The organism is Pigmentibacter ruber (assembly GCF_009792895.1).
Classification (GTDB): domain Bacteria; phylum Bdellovibrionota_B; class Oligoflexia; order Silvanigrellales; family Silvanigrellaceae; genus Silvanigrella; species Silvanigrella rubra.
This window is the reverse complement of the sequence record NZ_WSSC01000005.1, coordinates 303,850-325,837: the sequence shown is the minus strand read 5'-3', so window position 1 is coordinate 325,837 and position 21,988 is coordinate 303,850. Positions and strand designations below refer to the sequence as shown.

17 protein-coding genes are annotated in these 21,988 nt (G+C 28.9%); 5 read left to right on the top strand and 12 right to left on the bottom strand.

Going from position 1 to position 21,988, the window contains the following annotated elements; translation table 11 throughout:
* Positions 1–148 precede the first annotated feature (148 nt).
* From GOY08_RS15100 to GOY08_RS15080, 5 genes are read right to left on the bottom strand one after another with little or no spacing between them, the layout of a single operon-like run.
* A complete protein-coding gene (locus GOY08_RS15100; protein ID WP_158999761.1) occupies positions 149–1,282 on the bottom strand; it encodes a DUF2786 domain-containing protein in 1,134 nt (377 codons plus the stop codon).
* A 53-nt stretch (positions 1,283–1,335) separates the two neighbouring features.
* A complete protein-coding gene (locus tag GOY08_RS15095; protein WP_158999760.1) occupies positions 1,336–2,853 on the bottom strand; it encodes a hypothetical protein in 1,518 nt (505 codons plus the stop codon).
* Entirely contained in the window at positions 2,850–3,188 is a 339-nt protein-coding gene (locus GOY08_RS15090; protein ID WP_158999759.1) for an OB-fold nucleic acid binding domain-containing protein, read from the bottom strand. The genes GOY08_RS15095 and GOY08_RS15090 overlap by 4 nt, the downstream gene beginning before the upstream one ends.
* On the bottom strand, positions 3,157–3,774 hold the full coding sequence (locus GOY08_RS15085) for a chemotaxis protein CheW (protein WP_158999758.1): 618 nt from the start codon (positions 3,772–3,774) through the stop codon (positions 3,157–3,159). Before GOY08_RS15085 ends, GOY08_RS15090 begins: the two co-directional genes overlap by 32 nt.
* Positions 3,755–6,718: a chemotaxis protein CheA gene (locus tag GOY08_RS15080; protein ID WP_158999757.1), complete on the bottom strand. Its 2,964-nt coding sequence runs from the start codon at positions 6,716–6,718 to the stop codon at positions 3,755–3,757. Before GOY08_RS15080 ends, GOY08_RS15085 begins: the two co-directional genes overlap by 20 nt.
* A gap of 115 nt (positions 6,719–6,833) precedes the next feature.
* On the opposite strand from GOY08_RS15080, the gene GOY08_RS15075 reads away from it, so the two are divergent.
* Together GOY08_RS15075 and GOY08_RS15070 are read left to right on the top strand one after the other, a co-directional pair.
* Positions 6,834–7,439: a Maf family protein gene (locus GOY08_RS15075; protein ID WP_158999756.1), complete on the top strand. Its 606-nt coding sequence runs from the start codon at positions 6,834–6,836 to the stop codon at positions 7,437–7,439.
* A 24-nt stretch (positions 7,440–7,463) separates the two neighbouring features.
* A complete protein-coding gene (locus tag GOY08_RS15070; RefSeq protein WP_158999755.1) occupies positions 7,464–8,171 on the top strand; it encodes a YggS family pyridoxal phosphate-dependent enzyme in 708 nt (235 codons plus the stop codon).
* Positions 8,172–8,187: 16 nt separating this feature from the next.
* Here the strand turns inward: GOY08_RS15070 and GOY08_RS15065 are convergent, their stop codons facing one another.
* A complete protein-coding gene (locus GOY08_RS15065) occupies positions 8,188–9,858 on the bottom strand; it encodes a hypothetical protein (protein ID WP_158999754.1) in 1,671 nt (556 codons plus the stop codon).
* A 456-nt stretch (positions 9,859–10,314) separates the two neighbouring features.
* Between GOY08_RS15065 and GOY08_RS15060 the strand changes: the two genes are divergently transcribed.
* Positions 10,315–10,905 (top strand): hypothetical protein, encoded by a 591-nt coding sequence (locus GOY08_RS15060; RefSeq protein WP_158999753.1) that lies wholly within the window; start codon positions 10,315–10,317, stop codon positions 10,903–10,905.
* A gap of 35 nt (positions 10,906–10,940) precedes the next feature.
* Here GOY08_RS15060 and GOY08_RS15055 read toward each other — a convergent pair whose 3' ends face one another.
* A complete protein-coding gene (locus GOY08_RS15055) occupies positions 10,941–11,897 on the bottom strand; it encodes a 2Fe-2S iron-sulfur cluster binding domain-containing protein (protein WP_158999752.1) in 957 nt (318 codons plus the stop codon).
* A 14-nt stretch (positions 11,898–11,911) separates the two neighbouring features.
* The gene (locus GOY08_RS15050) at positions 11,912–12,280 is read right to left on the bottom strand and encodes a group I truncated hemoglobin (protein WP_158999751.1); all 369 of its coding nucleotides are present in this window, start codon (positions 12,278–12,280) and stop codon (positions 11,912–11,914) included.
* A 268-nt stretch (positions 12,281–12,548) separates the two neighbouring features.
* Between GOY08_RS15050 and GOY08_RS15045 the strand changes: the two genes are divergently transcribed.
* The gene (locus GOY08_RS15045; protein WP_158999750.1) at positions 12,549–12,983 is read left to right on the top strand and encodes an RrF2 family transcriptional regulator; all 435 of its coding nucleotides are present in this window, start codon (positions 12,549–12,551) and stop codon (positions 12,981–12,983) included.
* Here the strand turns inward: GOY08_RS15045 and GOY08_RS15040 are convergent.
* From GOY08_RS15040 to priA, 4 genes are all read right to left on the bottom strand, one after another.
* Positions 12,980–16,597: an ATP-binding cassette domain-containing protein gene (locus tag GOY08_RS15040; RefSeq protein WP_158999749.1), complete on the bottom strand. Its 3,618-nt coding sequence runs from the start codon at positions 16,595–16,597 to the stop codon at positions 12,980–12,982. The two genes, GOY08_RS15045 and GOY08_RS15040, sit on opposite strands and share 4 nt — an antisense overlap.
* Position 16,598: 1 nt before the next feature.
* The gene (locus GOY08_RS15035; protein WP_158999748.1) at positions 16,599–17,522 is read right to left on the bottom strand and encodes a hypothetical protein; all 924 of its coding nucleotides are present in this window, start codon (positions 17,520–17,522) and stop codon (positions 16,599–16,601) included.
* Entirely contained in the window at positions 17,467–18,732 is a 1,266-nt protein-coding gene (locus GOY08_RS15030) for a tetratricopeptide repeat protein (RefSeq protein ID WP_158999747.1), read from the bottom strand. The genes GOY08_RS15035 and GOY08_RS15030 overlap by 56 nt, the downstream gene beginning before the upstream one ends.
* A gap of 66 nt (positions 18,733–18,798) precedes the next feature.
* On the bottom strand, positions 18,799–20,934 hold the full coding sequence (priA, locus tag GOY08_RS15025; RefSeq protein WP_158999746.1) for a replication restart helicase PriA: 2,136 nt from the start codon (positions 20,932–20,934) through the stop codon (positions 18,799–18,801).
* Positions 20,935–21,112: 178 nt separating this feature from the next.
* On the opposite strand from priA, the gene GOY08_RS15020 reads away from it, so the two are divergent.
* On the top strand, positions 21,113–21,886 hold the full coding sequence (locus tag GOY08_RS15020) for a substrate-binding periplasmic protein (protein ID WP_158999745.1): 774 nt from the start codon (positions 21,113–21,115) through the stop codon (positions 21,884–21,886).
* Positions 21,887–21,988: the final 102 nt, after the last annotated feature.

The window sequence follows — 21,988 nt, the reverse complement described above, 5'->3', positions numbered from 1 at the left end:
TCCCAATGACTTGTTAGCATTTAATATGTTTTTGGGTAAAGTGACAACTGAAGAAGATTACAAAAATTTATTACAAACAAAATACCCTATTCATATTAAAGAAGAAAAAATACCCTTGTTGTATGAGGAATAATTGGCACCCATTTTTCTAAATTTTACCTGGCAAATAAGACACACGTGATTTTTCTTCAGCAATAGGTTTATTAAGGATAATTTTTTTTCCAGCTGTTTTTCCATCGGAATAAAAATCAGAATAAACACTTCCACTGCTCGATGATTTTGTGCTCAATTTTGGATACAATTTTTTGGTATAATTATTTAAGTAAGTCTGCTCTTCTTTAAGTAGCATTGGTAAATTAACCTCTTCACTATCAACATTTTGCTTTATATTTTGTTCATTTTTCTTAATTTGTTTATCTAATTTAGAATGAAAACCTTCAATTACACCTTTTTGAAAAGATAATTTATATTTAACAGATATATTTCCATTTTTCTGATATTCAAGCCAAAGTTTTTCAATTTTATCCTTTAAAAAATAAAAAACATATTCTGCCATTTTTATGTTACTTTTTTTTCCAATTATTTCAACAGATTTATAAGACTCTTGATTTAAGTAATCATACATTTCACCATAAATAATATTCACAAAAAAATGGTTTTGAATAAGAGCAAAAATAAATTGATAAGTACTTGGCAACACTTTTCTGTTAAAATTTATAAATAAACTTTCGTAATGTTCATTATTTTTTTTCTGAATATTTTCTATATTATATTTTTGATATATTTCTTGCACTTTTTGCATAGCTAAATAAGCTTCATGTTCATTGGCTGACTGTGCTAAATTTAAAAGTTTTTCAACTTTTCTTAGCATAACTTGATCTTCTGAATTTAAATTAGGAAAATCTTCTTTTGCTGTTAAGTCATCTAAATTTAACTTTGCTTTTCTAAACTTTGGAAGAACTGCAATTGTCTCACATGCTTGTTGAAATAATTGATCATGCCCTGAATCTGACTGATATAGTTGAGTTACTATTTGGTGTGCCATTTCATGTTTTAAAACTTGAATAACAACATGCCATGGATAATCAGTAATTAATTTTCGTGACAATCGAATTGTTTTAAAAGTGGGATTCCAACTCCCCCATTCAGAAGATAAGTCTTCAATTGTTATCATTGGTTTAGTCAATTTAATTTTATATAAATAGCAAATATAATCGTACTCTTTATAGAGTTGAAAAATTACTTTTGAAAACATTTCAGATAATAGAGACTCGAAATTCATATTTCCTCTAAATTTATTTAAGAAAAAAGCGATAATGATCTTCTTTAAAAAATTTAATCTTTAATAGGAGATAAAGTTGCCTTAGTGGTGACTGTTTTATTATCTTTAACTTTATCAGATAATTGCCCATCTGAAATTTTTTGGGTAAAGATAGGTACAACAACTTCTTTAGTTATGCCACCTGATAGTAAAAGATCAATACGTGTTTTTGGAAGGATCAAATTTTGATCGCCAACGAAATATGTTAGCCAAAAATCCCCATCTGGTAAATAAACTTCATCAGGTTTGAAGTACATTAAATCTATAGATTTTCCATATACATTTGGACTTTTCGCTTCAAAGCGCACAAAATCTGTTTTTGTATTCCCAGAAGTATATTTTATTTCCCATTTTAGCTTCACTCTACTTAATTTATCAATTCTTATAGAATCATCTGATGTTACTAAGTTTTTAAAAATACCTTTAATTCCTTCAACTCCATATTCATATTTTTGATCAAAAACTAAAAATGGCATATCTGGCATTACTGTCATTAAAACAAAGGGCATTCTATTCGCATGTATAGTTATTCTTGGGGGTAATTTACATTTTTCATATTTATCTGGGCAAATAGGAGAATTGATTTGCGCACCGCGAGTTTTTACTTCTGTAATTTGATTTTCCGATACATCTACATATTTTTCAATTTCTGTTCCTTCTAAAGTCACACGATAGTTTCCTGGAAATACTGGATAATCTGTATTTAATCTAAATAATACTTTTTCATTTATATATGCAAATATTGGTTGACCACCTGCTTTTAAGCGCTCCTCAATTGGGAAAAATCGTGGAGAAACAATTCGCATTACACCAAGCTTTATATCAAAATTAGAAAAATCTTTAATTTGAATTATCTTATTACTACCATTTACTTCTATCTGATATCTGCCACTTTGTAACCAAATTGTTCCATTAACAGGAGATGAAATAACAAATTTTTTTTCTTGGGTAGATAAATCTAGTGGATAAGAAAAAAATTTACTAGAATCTGTATTTATTGGTGAAGATAAAGTAAGAGGCCATAACTGCACTTTTTTTTCAGAATAAATGAGAGGATCTAAATTAAACTCTACATTTCTTCCTGAAATTGAAAGTATATTTTTCCCAGGTAAAATATCAAAATCACTTTTATTTACAAACCAATGCTCTTGTTTATTTAAAGGATCAATACAATAACTATTAAACGTATTGCTTAGAGTATTTTCTAACTGATTATTGTTTTTACTATTAAATACCAAACTAACTTTACTCATTACTATTTTTTGATCTTTAGTCCCATCGTGATTAAACTCATAAGAACTGCATTCATTTGCAAGGGCGTAAATTCCTACTGGAAGCAAAGTTTTTGTATTTGTAGTAATCCGCATAAGTGGATAATATATTTTTTTATTATTACTATTATTAACTTTATAAATTGTCACATTTTTATTAGGATTACCTAAAAAAATAAAATATTTTTTATCTTCAGATGATGAATTTTTGTTACATGAATTAATAAATAGTATTAAAAATAAAAAAACAAGGAATTTCAATTATCACACCTCAGCATAGTTTGTATTGAAAAATATTTATGTACTTTAAACTGCTTTAACTTTCCTATAATCGCAACCTCTTTACCTTTTTGCATACAAGGTAAATAAGCAGTTATATTTTCAGTTGTGACTTGAATATAACCTGTTTTGTCTTCTAATACAAACCATAGCCCACCAGGTCCAACTTCAAATATTTTTCCACTTAATATAACTGGAATTTCATAATAAGTTTTTGGTGTAAGTATTAATAATTTTATATCAACTAATCTTGTTTTTTTTTCACAACTAAAAATTAAGAATAAGCTAGTGATCAGCAGCAGGTTGTTCATCTTCATTTTCTGTTTCCTCTTTTAAGTCAAATGTTAACTCTGCTACTATTTTATCTAAATCAATAATCCCTCTAATTCTATCTCCTACTCTAGAAACTCCGGCCAAAATTTTATATTCAGCAGGAAAGAAATTTTGCGGTATGGATTCTATTTCAGAGGGTTGAAGACGAACGAATTCAGTTATATCATCAACAATAACGCCAAAACCACCATAGTCACAATGCAAAATAATTACTCTTGTTGTAGAATCTGCTTTTCCTCTTTCAAATTTCAAAAATCTTCTTAAATTTAAAACTGGCATAATTTCACCGCGTAAAGCAATGATTCCTTCCATCATAAATTTAGCACCAGGTACAAATGTTATTGTAGTTAACATGATAATTTCTCTTACCAACGACATAGGTAACAGAAACTCTTCTTTGTGCAATTTAAATCCAATGTATTGAACACCTGGGGTTTGTACAACTCCTTCATCGGTAACATCATTAATATATCCTGATGCCGTATCGTCTTGATAAGGCAATTGCACTTGTTGAGCGCCAGCAGCATCACTTGAAAAAGAAACAAATTTTTTAACTTGCAACTGCAGCACGATTTTGGTACCCCGTTTTAGTTTGTGAGAAGTCGTCTATTATTTCGCCAACATCTAATACTAAAGCTACTCTTCCGTTACCTAAAACACATCCACCAGCAACTCCGCGCCGTTTACCCATAAGTCGGCCTAAAGATTTAATTACAATTTCCTGTTGACCTTGTAGTTGATCTACAACCACTCCAACTCTTTTTTCACCAACACCAACAACAACAAATATTATTCTTGGTTTTGAATGTCTCATTCTGAAAGAAAAACTTTGATTTGAATTAGACTGCTTTACTTCAACAGTTTTTTCTTCATTTTGTTTCTCATTATTTTCACCATCATTATGGTGTTTTATTCGTTGAATATCTGCTACAGAATACCACATTAAGTCATTCATTGCGTGCAGATCAAAAACATCTGCAAGTTTTAGCAATGGTAGAACCCGATCTCTTAATTTAACAAAATCTGCACTTCCCATTTTTTGCACTTCTTCTGGCCTAATTCTTATACTTTCAATAACATTTACCAGAGGAATAGCATAGCTTTCACCTTTGGTTTCAACCATAAGACTTGGAATTATTGCTAAAGTTAATGGTAATTTTATTGTTGTTGTTGTTCCTTTTCCAAGTTCGCTGTCTAATTCAATAATTCCTTTTAACTTCACAATACTTTTTTTAACAACGTCCATTCCAACGCCACGTCCAGAAATATTTGTTACTTTTTCGGCAGTAGAAAATCCTGATTCAAAAATTAAAGAAAATATTTCTTTATTAGTCAAATGATCAGTTTCTTTAATAATACCTCTTTCAATTGCTTTATTTCTTATTTTATCAATTTGTAATCCTTTGCCATCATCTTGGATAGTAATTACTATCATATTTCCGTCTTGACTTGCTTTTAAATGAATATTGCCTTTTCTTGGCTTTCCTACTTGTTCTCTAACATCAGGCATTTCAACACCATGATCCACACTATTTCTAATTAAGTGGACAAGAGGATCTCCAATTTCTTCAACTAAAGTTTTATCTAGTTCTGTTTCACCACCAATAATATGTAAATCCATTTCTTTTCCAAGTTGTCTACACAAATCACGTACAACTCTTGTAAATTTATAAAATGCGTTTCCAACTGGAACCATTCGGATTTTCATAATAATACTTTGAACTTCATTCATGTGTCTGCCAAAGAGCAAAACACTTTCACTCATCGAATGTCCTAACTCGCTATTTCCATTTCCACGTAGTTCTTCTTCTATTCGTGCAAAGCGTGTTCTATCAATAACCAACTCACCCACTAAATTAACAAGACTGTCAAGGCGCTTTAAGTCAACACGAATTGTTCCGCCTGCTTCATCAGCTTTTTTCTCTTCTGGTTTCTTTTTATCTTTATCTCCTGCTGGCTTTGCAGCAACAGGTGCAGCGGGTGCAGCAGGTGCAGCGGGTGCAGCAGGTGCAGCGGGTGCAGCAGGTGCAGCGGGTGCGGCAGGTGCAGCGGGTGCTGCAGGTGCTGCAGGTGCGGCTGGAGTTCCTCCCTCTGCTTTTTTGGCTGGAGCTCCTCCTGTCCCTAAAACAGCAAGTCTTAATTTTGATAGAGCATCGTTAATAGGCATTTCTGATGATTGATTTTTTTTAATGGATTCAAACATGATACGAATTCTATCCAATCCAAAAAATAAACCATCCATTAAAGCTGGAGATACTTTTAATGTTCCTTTACGAATTCTATCAAATAAATTCTCCATTTTATGCGTTAGTTTTTCTATTGCGCGAAACCCAAACATTCCAGAAGTACCTTTAATGGTATGTGCACTTCTAAAAATACTTTCAACAGCGTCTTTGCTTTCAGGATTTCCTTCCAACTCAAGCATTGAGTTGCTCAAATTTTCAATAAGTTCGTCCGCATTAGATAAGAAATCTTGCAACATTTCAGGATCAAGGTCTGGTTTTTCAAAACCATCTCCACCAGCAAGATTTTTTGTATCAAAATCTTCTTCTGGTTCTTCTTCATCACCACCTCCATGTCCTCCAGCCGCAGGCGCGGCGGCTGCTGGAGCAGGTGCTGCTTCTTGGGCGGCAGCGGCTTTTGGTGCTTCGCCCGAAGCTGCTTCACCTCCTCCAGCAAAAACAAGCGAATCCCATGGTGGGCCTAACTTTTTTAAACAACTTGGATCTTTTTTATCTAAGTCAACAACATCTGCTTCAACAACGCCTTTCAAAGTTCCGGCTTCAAGTTCAGCTGCAAATACAATGAGTGAGTGCTCTCCAGAAACCCGATATGCAATGAAGTCACCAACTCTAGAAATGTTATCTGCATGTTTTCCTGATTTAAGTTCTTCTACAGATTTATAACTTCCATCCTTTAAGTGGACTGCAAATACCTTTTCACTTCTTGTAGAAAACTTTTGAAATGCCACATTTTCTTCTGCAGAAAAAGCTCCACCAGATGAATCTGAACTTGGTGCAGAACTTTCTGCAGCTGGAGCATTAGAGGCAGCTGGTGTTCCACCATTTTTCACAATATCAGATTTAGCATGAAACTCATGCACAAGTCTGTCTGCCTCCATCAACACATCAGGATCGATGGGCTTAGGATAGGCTTTGTAAACTTGTTCAAAAACATTTTGTGCATCTGAAACTAATTCAATTATTTCTTTTGTTAATTTAACTTTTTCTGAACGAACAAATTCAATATAATCTTCCACTGCATGTGCCATAGCAACCATCTCTGCAAGATTTGCCATTTGCGACAAACCTTTCAGAGTATGCAGTGTCCTAAATAATTCTTGACTTTCTTCAAGCGGGACATCTTCATTCGCAATTAAATGCTCTTGAAATCCTTGGCATAAGGTTGCCAAACGTTCGTATAATTCGGTTGCTTCGTTCTTCAACTCTTCAGCTAAGTTTGAATCAGACTGTTCTGGCGAACAAAGCGCAGGTATGCATTTTAGGAAAAACACACTATCCCCCAAAAAAAGTACGTTAATTTTGATAAATGAGGTATGACTTACTAGGTATTTTAATCGCATTAACTGCGTCTGTATTTTTTTTAGAGTTAAGGATTTGGCGGTTTTTATGAATAGCAAACAAAAAAATAAATTAATTTTAGCCAGTGGATCACCAAGAAGAAAAGAGATGTTAGGGATAAGTGGAATAGAATTTTCAGTAATTCCTGCTAATATTGATGAAGCTCCAAAGAAAAATGAATCAGGGAAAGACTATGTTAAAAGAAATGCTTTTGAAAAAGCGGTTGCTGTTTATAAAAACTTCTCGCAGCAAGAAAATGCTATTATTCTAAGTGCGGATACAATTGTTGTAACAAAAAATGATGTCATTTTAGAAAAACCTCTTTCAGAGGAACATGCACAAAATATGCTGCAATTGTTATCAAATGATTCACATTTAGTATATACAGGATACACATTACTGCAAAATGGAGCTGAATTAATCTCTAGAGTCATCGAAACTATTGTTACCTTTCGAAAAATATCAAATGAGGAAATAAACGCCTATATTGCGAGTAAAGAACCATTTGATAAAGCTGGCGGTTATGGTATTCAAGGAAAAGCAATGGGATTTGTCACAAATGTAAATGGGAGTTACACAAATGTTATAGGATTGCCTCTTGCTGAAGTTTTAATGGATCTCGCAAATTATGCAAATATTAAACCTTTTCAATAAAGTAATTTGTGAGGATGAAATTGTATGAATAATTACATAGAATGTAATTTAAATAATATTAAAAAAAATATTTATGAATTATCTATAAAATACAAAAGAAACTTTAGTGATATAACAATTGTTGCTGTCAGCAAATATCAAGAGTATGAAAAAATTAATACTGCTTATTCATATGGACAAATTGATTTTGGAGAAAATTATATCCAAGAATGGCAAGAAAAAGTAAATTTTTTTCAAGATAACTTACCAAATTTAAACTGGCATATTATTGGCAATTTGCAGAAAAATAAAGCAAAATATTTAACAGACAAAGTATATTGCCTTCAATCACTTGATAGCGTTGAACTTGCAAAGGAAATAGAAAAAAAAGGAAAGTTTGAGAAAAAATTAAAAGTATTAATTCAACTTCAAGTTGATAAAAATGATCAAAATAAATCAGGGATATCAATTGAACAAGCTCAAATATTACGTGATTATATTTGCAAAAGTTCTAAAATATCATTTGCAGGTTTCATGGGAATTGGACCTCTCAACGCGGAAACAAGCAAAAGAAAAGATCTTTACTATTCTTTTATTCAAAATGCGAAAACCTTATGGAATGAAACTGACTCAAATAATTTGCAGCCAATTCTTTCATTAGGAATGTCTTCTGATTATGAAGAAGCTCTTGAGTGTGGAAGTAATATGTTAAGAATTGGAACTGCAATATTTGGTGCTAGAAATAAATTATGAGCAGAGAAACAATAAATTAAAATGTATATAATAAATATTCAACAAGCTTTTCTCGCTCAATAGCAATCTGATTAAGAAGATTTTTCATTCCATTATATCGAGTACTTTTTTTATTAACAATTTGATCAAATTTATCTTCAAACCAAATTGAAAGCCTATCTGCCATTTGATTCAAATATTTTAAACGCCATTTGATTTCATGATTTGCAATACGTTGATAACTAACAATTAAATCTTCAATCTCTTTGATATTACTGCTTGAGTATCTATTCGCTTCTTTAAAAAGACCTAACACTCCTGTGCCAGGAGTATTCTTTTTGAATTCATCAAGAGTCCAAAGTTTTTTTTCTGGGATAAGAGAATTTCTATTTAGATTAGTTATTTGTTGTGAATATTTTTTAAACATACAATCTTGAACTTCAGAAAAGTAATCAACAACTTCTCTTGGAGTGATTGGAGTGAAATAACGTTTTAAAGGGGTAGATTTAAAATGTTCTGTTTCCTGTGACAAAGCGCGCATCACCGCCCAAGAACAGTTTGTACTGTTATAAGAATAGCCACAAGGAACGATATCTTTTAACCAAATCTCAATAATTCTTTCTTCATCCAATCCAAAGCCTTCTAAACCTTTTGAAGGTAAAGAAATGATATGTGAAGGAGGTAATCCTTGTGTTAACTTATTAGAATCCAAAATTTTCGTCAAAGAATTTTTTTCATCAAGTAAAATATTTTTTAATTCTCTTAATTTTCTTGCATTAGTCCTGTCTTGTGAATGATTTAAAAATCTTAAATCATTTATAATTGATTGAATACATGATTCTAATTTATTAATTACCTTAAGTTCATCTGTAGAAACTTTTGGAATTAAAGCATCATTAACATCTCCATCTTGATTCAAAAATAAAAAACGATGGGAAAATTTTCTTTTTCCTAAAAAATAATCTTTTAAACTTTGATATTCAAGATATGTTGCAGAGGTTACTAATGTTCCTTTTAAAGCACCTGATTTTACTTTATAAACCATTTTCTCCTTTTTGTCCCAAGAATTATCGGAATTTGGATCTCTTGGAATTGTTGATATCAATTCAAGATTATTGATTTTTAAATCTGAAAATAACTTTGCAATATCAACTCCATCAGCCTCATCATCCATATCTTCTTGAATAGAGTTGTTAGCATTAGAGCGAATTACACGTAATTCATCTTTACTTTGATATTTCATAACTATATTTTTTTGTTGGGTAGTTTCTAATGTTGCTTCTTGAATATATGATCCAGGCCAAAAACTAAAATAAAAACTAATATATTTCTCTTTACCATGATAAATTCTTTTTGGCAAAATCATATTGTATCTTTTTATAAAAACATTTAATTCATACAATTTATAGCAATCACTTACAATATCTTTAGGTAACTTAGAAACAAGAGAAGCATTCCAATTATCAATCATTTTAAGAATTACTTTTTTATACTTACTATATTTTGCTAAAATATCAGATAATTTACTATCTACATAGCTAGTTTTTTTATAAACATCACTAAAAATTTGATTTTTTTTTATTAATTCTTTATAACTTTTTGAATTCATCAAAATCTCAAATGCTGCATGTCCACAATTGGTTTTTTGTAAAAGAATATCAGAAATTGATTCTTGACTATATGCCCAAGATATTACATTTATTGTCATATATCCCTCTTCATATAAAGAAAAAGTAAAATACGCAAAATAAGTAAACTTATAATGCCTTTATATTGCAGCAATTAATGTGCCATTTTTGAAAGTATTTAAATCTAGTATATTCAATAATTTAAAATTATTATTTGCTTTATTATTTTTAAAAACATTTTTAGCTTATTTAATTATGCTTTTTTAAGATGAAAATTATTTTCATCTTAAAATAGTTTAGCAAATAAAACGCAGATAAATTTTAATTAAATTTAAATAAATTAAAGAAAAATTAAAAACTACAAATTTAAAAAATCATTATTTTTTACATACTGTTAAAACTAATGCTCTTTTTTAGTATTCAGAAATAGACAATAATTTTTTAAAATATTTTACATTTATTATTATTTATAATAAAAAACAAATGTATTTATAATTTTTCTTTTTTTTATCAACAACATTCTTGTGAGGTCATAAATGGAAAAGATATCTCCTAAAATTTTAGTTACTATCATTTCTTTATTAACAATAAAATCCATATCAGCACGTAATTGGTCATATTTATATTGTGTAAGCAATTCTTCAATAGCAGTATCAGCATATGACAACTATTGCTCTGGAGGTCTTATTTTTCAAAAATGTATTTCAACAAATTGGGCATATGCAAAAGAAGACAATACAAATGAATTAGCTTTATATGCAAATTTTTTAGGTAATTATTCTGGTGGAATCTATATCTATAGTAAGGGTATTGTCAGATATACCTCAGAAAATAAATTCAATGTTGGTTTAGGAATGAATACAAAATATATGTATGTTAAAACTTCGCACGAATATTCGATTGTTGATCATACCTTTCAGAATGAAGCTGAAGCCTTAGCATTTTGTTCTAAAATAGAAGAAAAATGCAAAAATGATAATTTAAAGAAAGGCAATAATTATTCTGCCGTTGGATATGGGGGAGAAGCACAGCCTTGGAGAGGAATTCAAGCAGAATACCTAGGAGGATATGTCCAATGCAAATCCTCTTTTCCGAAATATTATACCACTACTTGGGAAGAGGATTGATAAATTTATTTTTTATTTTAGAAATAAATTGAGAATTACTTGTTTATAAAAAGAAAAGAATCGCTATGAATGTCGTCAGAATGTGCTCCCTGTAAAAAAACTAATTCTTTAGCAGAATCTACAAAGTTTGGGTCACCACAGATATATACTTTCCAATTTTCTAAATTTAAATAATTTTCTTCAACATATTTTAAAATATTATTATTTTCATTATTTTCAAGGCAACATGAAAATAAGCTAAAATTATTATGCATTAATTTTAAGTTATGGAGAAATTCATCTGCATATAAAGAATTTTTATTTTTTCCTCCTTGAATGAAATGTATTTTTTCATTGTGATTAGCGGAAATAGCTTGCCTACATATACCTAATAAAGGAGCAACTCCTGTACTTACTCCTAAAAAAAGCAAAGGTTTGTTTCGAGCTTCAGGAGTAAAAAAACAATTTCCTAATGCTCGTGAAATATTAATTTCATCACCGTCTTTTAAATGTGTAAAAATCCAATTAGACATTTCACCTTGAAAGAAATGTTTAATATGTAATTCAATTTCATTTTTCTCATCGCATAGACTAGCAATAGAATAACTTCTTAAACATTTATTGTCTTTATAAATATTTAAATATTGTCCGGGATAAAAAGAATAATTATTTGGTTTTTTTAACTTCAAAATAATAATTTCATTATTTATTATTTCTTTTGCTAAAATTTTTGCAGGATATTTCTTATTTTCTTCATTACATTTTTTTATTGAAATATCATCTTCTGGAAAACAAAGACAAGGTAAAAATTTTTTTTGCAATTTATCAGCTTCTGACAATCCCATTTGACTTTTCTGAGGCGGAGTTCCTTCATTAAATTCCATCATACAACTTTGGCATAAACCACTCTTGCAAAAATAATTCACCTCTTCATTATTTAGAATCAACAAATCAAGAACGCTTTGGTCAGGAGAAATATTATAATTCTTGCTATTAAATTTAATACTTGGCATGATGAATTGACCTTTCAAATTCGACCTAGAATTGCACCTCTAGCAGCTTCAGCTTTAGCCATTATGTCTTCTGTAATTTCTGAAGGTAATTGAAGTTCTTCAAGTGTTTCTTTTAAATGAGTTGCGACTGCATTAAAATGTGAATCATTTAAGCCTCTTTTCACTAAATGAGCATGACCTGTAGTGAGGTCTTTTCCAGTATATAAGTTTGGACCACCAAACAGTAATGTGAAGAATGCTTTTTGTTTTTTTATCTGCAATTTCATATCTATATCAGTAAAAAAGTGCTTTATATGCTGATCTCTAAGAATTTTACGATAAAAAATTTGCACAGCTTTCTCCATGGCAGCTTCTCCGCCAACTTGTTCATAATAACTTGGCATATGTTCTCCTTTTACGCAGATGTACTCTAAAAACAAGCAGATCTTTAAAGATGTATTTATAATACATCTTTAAAGATCTTTTGCAAGGGGCAAAATTTATTTGCTCAATAAATCCATATCTTCAGTTAACCTTACAAAGATTAAAAAATATAAAAGTCTTACTTTAATCAAAAACTTTTAAAATAATATAATCCATTTAGAATTTTATTTGAAAAGACAAAATTTTTAGATTATAAAAACTTTCTTTCAAGTATTAAAGGAGAGTTTTTTGCAATTAACTTTACAAAGTGACTATACCTTAAGAGTATTAATTTACATTTCATATCATCAAGATAAAATTGTTACTATAGAAGAAATTGCTAATTTTTATGAAATTTCAGCCCATCATTTAACAAGAATAATTCATAAATTGGGAGAACTTGGTTACATTTATACTATTCGCGGAAAAGGTGGTGGATTTCGTCTTGCAAAAACACCCTCTGAAATTAATATTGGAGAATTAATTGAAAAAATAGAAAGTCATTTCAATATAGTAGAATGTTTTGACCCAACAAAAAAACGTTGCAAAATTTTAGGTCCCTGTTTATTAAAACCTTTGTTAGCTGATGCAATGCAAAAATTCATAGATACTCTAAAACAAAAGACTCTAGCAGATTTAGTAATAAATAATAATAGATTAAAAAATTTAATTACCAAATCTTAATTTTGCGAAATATAGTCGTTTATAACTTGATGGTTTAACATCTGATTATAATCAAATTTATCAATACTTACTCTTCTTAAAATACCCTTTTCAAATTGACCTACTTCATTACAGATTGATAACAATTTGGATTTTGAATGTACAGAAAGTAATATGGTTGCTGTTGCAAATTCTCTTAACAATATTTCTATAAGCCTTAACTCCGATTCCTCGGTTAAAATAATATTGTCTATTAATAAAATTCTATTATTTTGTAATAAAGCCTTAGCAATAGAAAAGAAAATTGTTTCACCAGACCAAAGCATGTGCTTTGGAAGGTCTTCAATTTTGGTATTTAATCCGTTTCTTAAAACTGCAATCGACTGCGCTACACCCACCCTATTTAAAACCGACCAAATTTCTGAATCATCAAACACTTCATCGGGATCTAAATTTTCCTTTAAAGTCAAAAAAGGAAATATTGAATTCATTGATATATATGCAAATTTACTTCTAAGATCAAAAGGATTAAGTTTTAATATATCCTCATCATCAACTACAATTGTACCAGATTCAAATGGAACAAATTGAAGGATACTTGCATATAAAGTTGAAATTTTATGTTGCCCTTTTTCTAAAATAAAACCAAATTTTATTCCACTAGGAATAAACAAATCTAAATTAATAATTGGTTGCGGATAATCTTTTATAGCAACAACATTTAACGCCATAATTCTAATACTTGCTTTTTCAGGCCAGTAATTAGATGTTGAAAATTTATATTGTTCTAATTTATTAAATCTACTAGCCGTATCAATAAGTTCTTCGAAATCAGGAATTGTTTGAAAATATGTACCGACATCAATTGAAACATTTATAAAGGCTTTAAAGACAAATAACATTCCTAAAAAAGATAAAACAACTTTATCAATACTAATATGTTTAATATTTATAGAAAAGTAAATTGAACTTAGCATTGCAACCATGAGAAACGCTATACAAATGAATTGTGAAAAAGAAAGCAAAACATTGTCTTTTTCTAAATTTTTATCAATTGCTAAATTAATTTTCCCAAGAATTTTTTTGTAAATAAATTCTCTAAAATAAAATGAGTTATTTGTTTTTAATGACCTAATATAGATAAACAAAATTTTTGATAAATTTTTCTTTTCATTATTTAAGGCAAAATAAGATTTTAAAAAAGCTCCTTTTTTAATCAATAAAAATACTGCTATAAAAATACCAAATGAAAATAAAGCTAACAATGAGGTCAAATTACTAACTGAAAATAAAATCAAACCTGCAATTAAAAATGAAATTCTAACAACAATAGATGAAAATGACTGAAATAAGTTTTCTTTTACATTCGAAAATTTTTCTAAATATTTTGCCGTAATATTTTCAGATAATTTATGTTCTTTAATAAGAACTTCATAAACTTTCTTTTCAAGATTATTACTAAAATCTAAATTGTTTTTTGAGTTTTTTAGTTGATAGTAAAAGAAGAAAACTAAAGAAAAAATGGAACACATTAAAAATATAAATATTTGAATATTTCTAGAAATAACTAAATTAAGATTTAAAGAAAATAAAGTATAAAATGCCAGACTCATAAAAATCTGGGATGCAAGTAAATAAAAAAGATTTAGTAAAGTACTAGGCGAACTAAAATAAGATTTTAAAAAGAACTTATTGGAAGAAAGTAATTTGCGAATATAATTTACTTCTTGAGTTTTATTAAAGTAACTAAAGTCATAAAATTCAGTCGGTGTATCAGCCTTGTGATAACTGATTTTATCTCCTATTTTTTGATAAACACTAGTCAAACCAAACTGACGTGAATCCGCTGCTGCATAGTGTAATCTTGCATAATGGCCAGATTTTTCTAATAAATTTTTATGTGTCCCAATTTCAATCAACATCCCTTCTTTCATTACTAGAATTTCATCGCAAAGAGCAGCAAATTCTAATTTGTTAGTAGCAATTATTCTGCTGGAATGAGATAATATTTTTTGAATTCCTTCATGAAAAAAGACTGAGGCTTCATTTGAAGTTAAACCTATAAACGGCTCATCAAAAATATATAAATCAGCTTTAGAGTATAATGTTCTCGCTAAAGTAATTTTTCTTAAAAAATATTCAGGAAATTTGTTTCCTAATGTGTCGAAAATAGTTTCATCACCGTCATCTAAAGCATTAAAATCATTTTCCAAAGAACAGGCTCTTATAACATCAACGTATCTTCTACCTTCAAATTCTCTATCTAGTATTATATTTTCTCTTAAAGTACCATCAAAAAGTAATGTTTCATGAGGTAGAACTTCAACTTTTTGAATTAATTTTTTCTCTCCACTAATAATATTTAAATCACCTGTACAAGCTGCTAAAAAAGCTGACTTACCTGAATTTTTTTGTCCAATAACTGCTGATAAACTACCAATTTGTTGTTCATAATTTATATTATATAAACAAATAGTATTACCATCGATAAATGCCGCTTTATGAAAAGCTAATTTATTCTGGCTTACTTCAGTTTTAATATTAATTTCTTCACTTACATCTAATATTTTTTCTCTACCAATAGTAGAGTTTTTGTTTTCTAAGTAAATTGGTAATGAGAGAAGCTGCAAAGTATTTTTAAAATCTTTAATTCTAGAGACAAAATTTAATATGTTTCCATAAAAATAATCAATTAAAGAAAAAAATGTTATTAAAGAAGCAATTGTCAAGAAAGAATAAGTCTGATTTACGAAAAGATAAATAGTTATACTTGGAATAGCAATTATAAAACCAGAAAAATACTGAATTAAGCCAGCAGCTGAAAGACGATTTAAAATACCTTTGATCAAATTAGTAGAATTTTCTTGAAATAAATTTACTTTTTTAATGAAAAAATTTTCAAGCGCTAAGAGATGCACTCTGTTTCCATAGACAAAAACTTTCTGAATAATATTGCTTCTAGCATGGATAAAAAAAGCAACTTTTTTTAAAGCTCTAAGAATTACAATTCTATTTGAAATTTGAAAAGCAAATACAAATAATAAAATAATAATAGGAATAAAAAATAATTTTTGCATTATTGAATAAATAAAAATAAAAGTTACTAACAAAGCAGGAATACTAAATAAGTTGGAATAAATTCTTGGAAATTCTTTGAATTTATCTGAAAAAAAACGACCTTCTTCATCACTAAATTTTTTAACCATGATTTTATTTTGTTCTTTTAATGAATAACAACAAATTTTTGCAAAAATATCTAATGCATTAAATTCAATTTGTCTTTTCCATTGAATAAATAATTTTTGCTTAATATAAAATATTGTTATAAATATAAAAAAATAGGCAAAAATACCTAATGAGCTTAAAAATAAAGTTTTATTCAGCTCAGCAAAAGTTGGCACTAAAAATAGTTCAAAGTAATTTTTCAAAACAAATGGTGCTAAAAGAGCTAATGAAATTAAAGCAATTTGCAGAAATGCTGCAAAAATTAAATTGCGTTTAAAAATAAGCAAGAAAATCCACCATAAAGACCTTTGTCGATTCATTGCTTTTTGTAAGATGTTATCAACAGATGATATTTTTGGTGAAATAACTAGATTTACAAATGTATGAAGTTTTTTTTGGTACCCAAACATATTAGTGTTTTAACCTTTTCGTCATGAGCAAAAAAATAGTTATGAATGATTGTATCATGACAGTTATACCATTTGCTGGACCTGACATCCACATATTTCCATTTTCTATAAAAAACTTTATAACAATAAAAAAATAAATAATATAAAAAATACATGAATATATCATTGGAACTAATAGCGATCTCATAGTATCCGCTTTTATATTTACAGTCTTTTTATCTTTACTCATAAAATCAGAAAATGTCGATAACCAAAAACAAAATCCTGATTGACTTAGAAATAATATTGCAAATATAAAGCAATAAAAAATATTGCCAACACCACCGCCAAAGTAACCAAACCAAAGAAAAGGTAAAAAGCAAATAAATTGGAAAATCCCAGCTAGGAGCCATCCGTTTGGGATTCCTAGTACTTTACAAAACTCCAGTAATGCTCCACGAAATTGTAACTCCAGTCCGATAGCAAAAATACAAGTGAAGAGGATAATAGAAATAGGGTGCACAAGAAATAAGTGCAATGCTCCATAAATTGTATTCCCAGATAGAAATAAGATAGAGCTAGTCTCTTGATAAAATATTTGGGAAAAATTAATACTAAATTGCAATCCAATGGCTGCGGTTAACAAAGGAACTATAATTGCCCAAAATATTTTTTTGTTTATCTTTGGAATTAGAGCTAAAAAATAAAGCGGAATTTTAAACAAGAGGACTATAATTAGAGAAATAAAAAAAGGAACCCAACTGCACAAAATCAAGGCTATTAAAATAAACAATGGATTTCCATAATTGGCTTTAGCAAAAGTATAAAGCTGAAGACCCCATGTAACAGTAAGCCCAAATATCAAATATATAATTAATAAAACTAGATATTTACTTTTTTCGTTTTTGAATGGATTGCTGATAGTCTTCAGTAAATTTTTCCGCACCTTTTTCTTTTAACTCCCGTAAAATAACTTTTTCTTCAGCCAGTTTAGCATCTTGTGCAATAGCAGCTTGAAAACAAGTCACAGCACTTGTAATATTACCAGATCGATAGTAAGCCATTCCTAAATTAAAATAAACATGTGATTTATATTTATCAAAAAATTGTAGCGCGTTTTCGTAAAAAATAATAGCTTCATTAATTTTCCCATTTTTTACTAATGCTACGCCGCGATTGTTAAAAAAACTTGCAAGAGTTTTGCTTTCAAAATTTCCTTGAATTTTATCGAAAAATGATTTTGCTTGAGCAAAGTTTCCTGCAGTTGAATTTGCTTTTATCATTCCTTCTAATGCGGCATTATTTGTATTGTCTTTATCAAGAACTTCTTGATATTTATTCTCTGCGCCTTTTACATCATCTAATCCTAGTAATGCATCACCAAGCATTATTTTATGCGATAAATTATTTGGACTTTTTGCTTCAAGTTTTTCATATATCATAGAAGCATCTTGATAATTTCCTATTAAACACAATGCCTTTCCTAATGTATTCAATGTTTTTAAATTTTCATTTAACTTATTAGTATTATTTTTTTCTAAATGTTGTTTAAGAAATTCTATAGCTTCTTGATATTTTTTATGAAGAATTCTAACTTCTCCTCCAAGATATGTATACTTAGAGTTTTTTGTAATTTCATTTTCTACTTCTGGATTAGAAAATAAAGTATCAATTGCTTGCAAATCTGATTCATGTATCAAATGTTTCAAATTTTTAATTTTAGATTGAATACTTTGAATATTAAAATATTCTGATCTTATATCCTCCATATTTCTTAAAAAATCTACTGCATTTACGACTTTTGGCATTGTATGGTAAATTTCTAATTCATTTAAGAGAAAATTATCTTCCTCAACTATTGAAGCAGAACAAACAACTAATTCTATATGATCATAATTCACTTCATTTTTTATTTTTTGCGCAAAAATGTCACCACTCATTTCCTTCATATCCCAGTCAAAAAGTACAACATGAATTTGTGCAGCTTCTTTACTAATGATATCTAATGCTTCAATAGGTGTTGCAGCATTTTTAACTTCATAGTTACCTGATTTTGTTAAAACTCCCATGAAAAAAGTTCTTAAATCACTTTTCTCCTCAATGATAAGAACACAAAATTTATTATTTTTATCTGAATTATCAGATTTTTGCGCCATATATCATCCTTATGCATTCAAAAATAAATAAAAGCATGATATTTATCGGCTAATTTGTTTGAGTATCTACAAAAATGAAATGGGATCTACATCAATTTTAAAATGTCCTATCAATTCTTTGTCATTGAACAATGTATTGGGAAATAAGTAAAATGGATGAATTTCTTTAATAGAACTAATGCATAATTGAATTCGATAAGAGTTATTAATTTTTTCTATCACAGCTGGATAAGGACCAGCTAACCTAATGGAATTTGTTTCTATTTTTTGTTCTTGCCAGAAGTGAATTAAAAGTATTTTTACTTTATTTGCTAAATAATCCACTTTATCTTTATTTTTTCCACTAATTTCTATAAGAATCTGTCTTGAAAAAGGTGGATGAAATCCATATTTACGTAATGTCAATTCTCTATTAAAAAACTCATCACTGTTGTTAGTAAGAGCAAAATCAATAATGGGATGACCGGTGATTAATGATTGTAAAACTACCGTTCCAGACTTTTCACCTCTTGCAGCTCTTCCCATAGCTTGATTGAGCAGTTGATATGTTCTTTCACCTGACCTAAAATCGGGAAGGAAAAGAGCATCCTCAACATGTAAGACAACAACCAACGTAACTAACGGAAAATCATGTCCTTTTGCTAACATTTGGGTTCCAACTAAACAATCCGTTTTTTGTGTCCTAAAGTCATCTAAAATTTTAGTTAATTTTGAATTACTTGTAAGGACATCTCTATCTAACCTAGCAATTTTTAAATCGGGTATTTTTTCTTTTATCAATGATTCTATTTGTTGGGTACCAACACCTTTAAAAATAAAATTATTTCCCTGACATGTTGAGCAACTTTTTCTTATAAATTCTCTGAAACCGCAATAATGACAAATCTCAATTTTGCCTTTTTGATGTAAAGTTGTAGTTACTGAGCATTTTGGACATTTAAGTGGTGTTGCACATTGACTACAAATAGCAAAATTAACATATCCTCTTCTATTTAAAATAATAATACTTTGTTCATTAAGGCTTTTTTTATGATTTAAAAATTCATATATTTCTGGGCAGATTACATCATCAGTAAAAGAAACCTGCGAAGATTTTAGATATGGATTACTTTTCTTCTTATTTATCTGCAAATATTTTTTACTATCAATAATAAAATGATCAACTTTTTGTTTTGAATATTTTTCAGTTAATTTAATATAATGATATTTTTTTAAAGTAGCATTATACATAGAATCTATCGAAGGAGTTGCAGAACCTAAAATACATACAGCATTTTCTTTTTTTGCTCTTACTATAGCTAAATCTCTTGCATGATAAGAAACAGAATCTTGTGATTTGTAACTACTCTCATGCTCTTCATCGACAATAATTAATCCTATATTTTGTAATGAGGAAAATATCGAAGTTCTTACCCCTAAAACAACTTTAGCTAATCCTAGATGAATTTTAAACCATTCCATTTCATATTCTAAGCTTGTTAATCCTGAATGAACTATTGCTAAACTTGTTCCAAAAAGAGCTCTAAATCTTGAAGTCATTTGGGGGGTTAATGAAATTTCAGGTACTAAAATTAAAACAGACTTTTGTTTCGATAAAATATATTGCGCATATTTTAAGTAGATTTCAGTTTTACCAGAACCTGTTACTCCATGTAACAAAACAACCCCTTCACTTAGTGAAGTTAAATTATCATAAACTGCACTTTGTTCGTTGTTTAAAAATATCGCATCCCTTTTCGGATATAAAATTTCACCTTTTAATTTTTCTTTATATTTATTCTCAACAATGCAATATTCATCACTTTGAAGTAATTTGAAATGTTTATTTAAACGTTTAAATAAAGAAGTATGTTTTTCAGTATTCCATAAAAATTGTGGTGCTATTAAAGGAATAATTTTTTCTAGTGGGTGCAAATAATATTCTGAAATCCAATGCAGAAATGAAATATAATGCTGTGATAGAATGCGTGTATATGGGATTTGCTGAATGATATGTTGGCATGTAAAATTAGGTTCAGCACAGTACTCTAAAAATAAAGCAACATAATTTTTCACATTTTTTCCAGAACGCATTGGCACCAAACAAAACGTGCCTTCTTTTAAATCTTTAAAACTTGCAGGTATAGCATACGTCAGTAATAAACCAGTTGCACTGACGACTCCAAATTTGCCAAATTTTGTTTTGCCTAATTCAGGTGCCATTTTACCTACCTATCCATCCACTTCCAAAAATTATAAAACAGATCTCCTTCTTAATAGCTTCGTTTAAAAACACAAGAGTTAAATATTAAGCCAAATCATTTTAAGATAAATTTAAAAATGCTAGAGTCTTTTATTCTTTTGATGATATACTTGTTGAAATTTAAAAGGACTTTTTTCCATGCTAATATCGTACCTCAAAAAAATGATACTCCCCTTATTGCTATTATACTCTTCAAACTGTATTGCAACTGATGAAAAATTATTAATTACAGGGAATGAGGCTCGAGCCCCTAAAATATATCTAGATGAAGAACATCACCCTAAAGGCTATCTTATTGAAATTATGAATATTATTGCAAAAGAAATCAACTTAACTATTGAATATAAATTACAAAATTGGCCTAAAGCTGTCGAAGATGCTAGTCTTGGAAAATATGCTATTATTGGTTTTTCACGATCAAATGAAAGGCTTAAAACTTTTGATTTTTCTGAAGAACCTCTCTACTATGATAAAATTATAGTTGTTACAACCCAAAAAAACCCTTTGAAGTTTGAATCTTATGAAGATTTAAAAAATAAAAAAATTGCGGTCATAAGAGGAACAAATTACGGTTATATCTTTGAAAAAATGTTGAAAGAAAATGGTTTTAAGCATGTAGAAACATACAGTTTAGAGAGTCAATTAGAATTACTTTTAAAAGATAAAATTGATGGATTTTTAATTGGATCTGGAACGGAAGGTTTATATAGCGCCATAAGGGATTCTAAAAATCCTGTAATTCAAAAAAGACAGAATGAATTTAGAATTTTAAAAAAGCCTTTTAATTTAGATCCTAATTATATTGCAATTCTGAAGTCACGTAACCAAAAACCTCTTCTAAATAAAATAGATGAAGCCTTAAAAAAGTTAAAAGCAGACGGGAAATTAATTCATATTTATGGAGAAAAATAAATAAATTCCATTAAATTGCAAATGGGCATCTTAAATTTTGACTTTTTCATTAAAAACATGGAAATATTATTTCCTAGCTGAGATGATATTGCTTGTACTGGA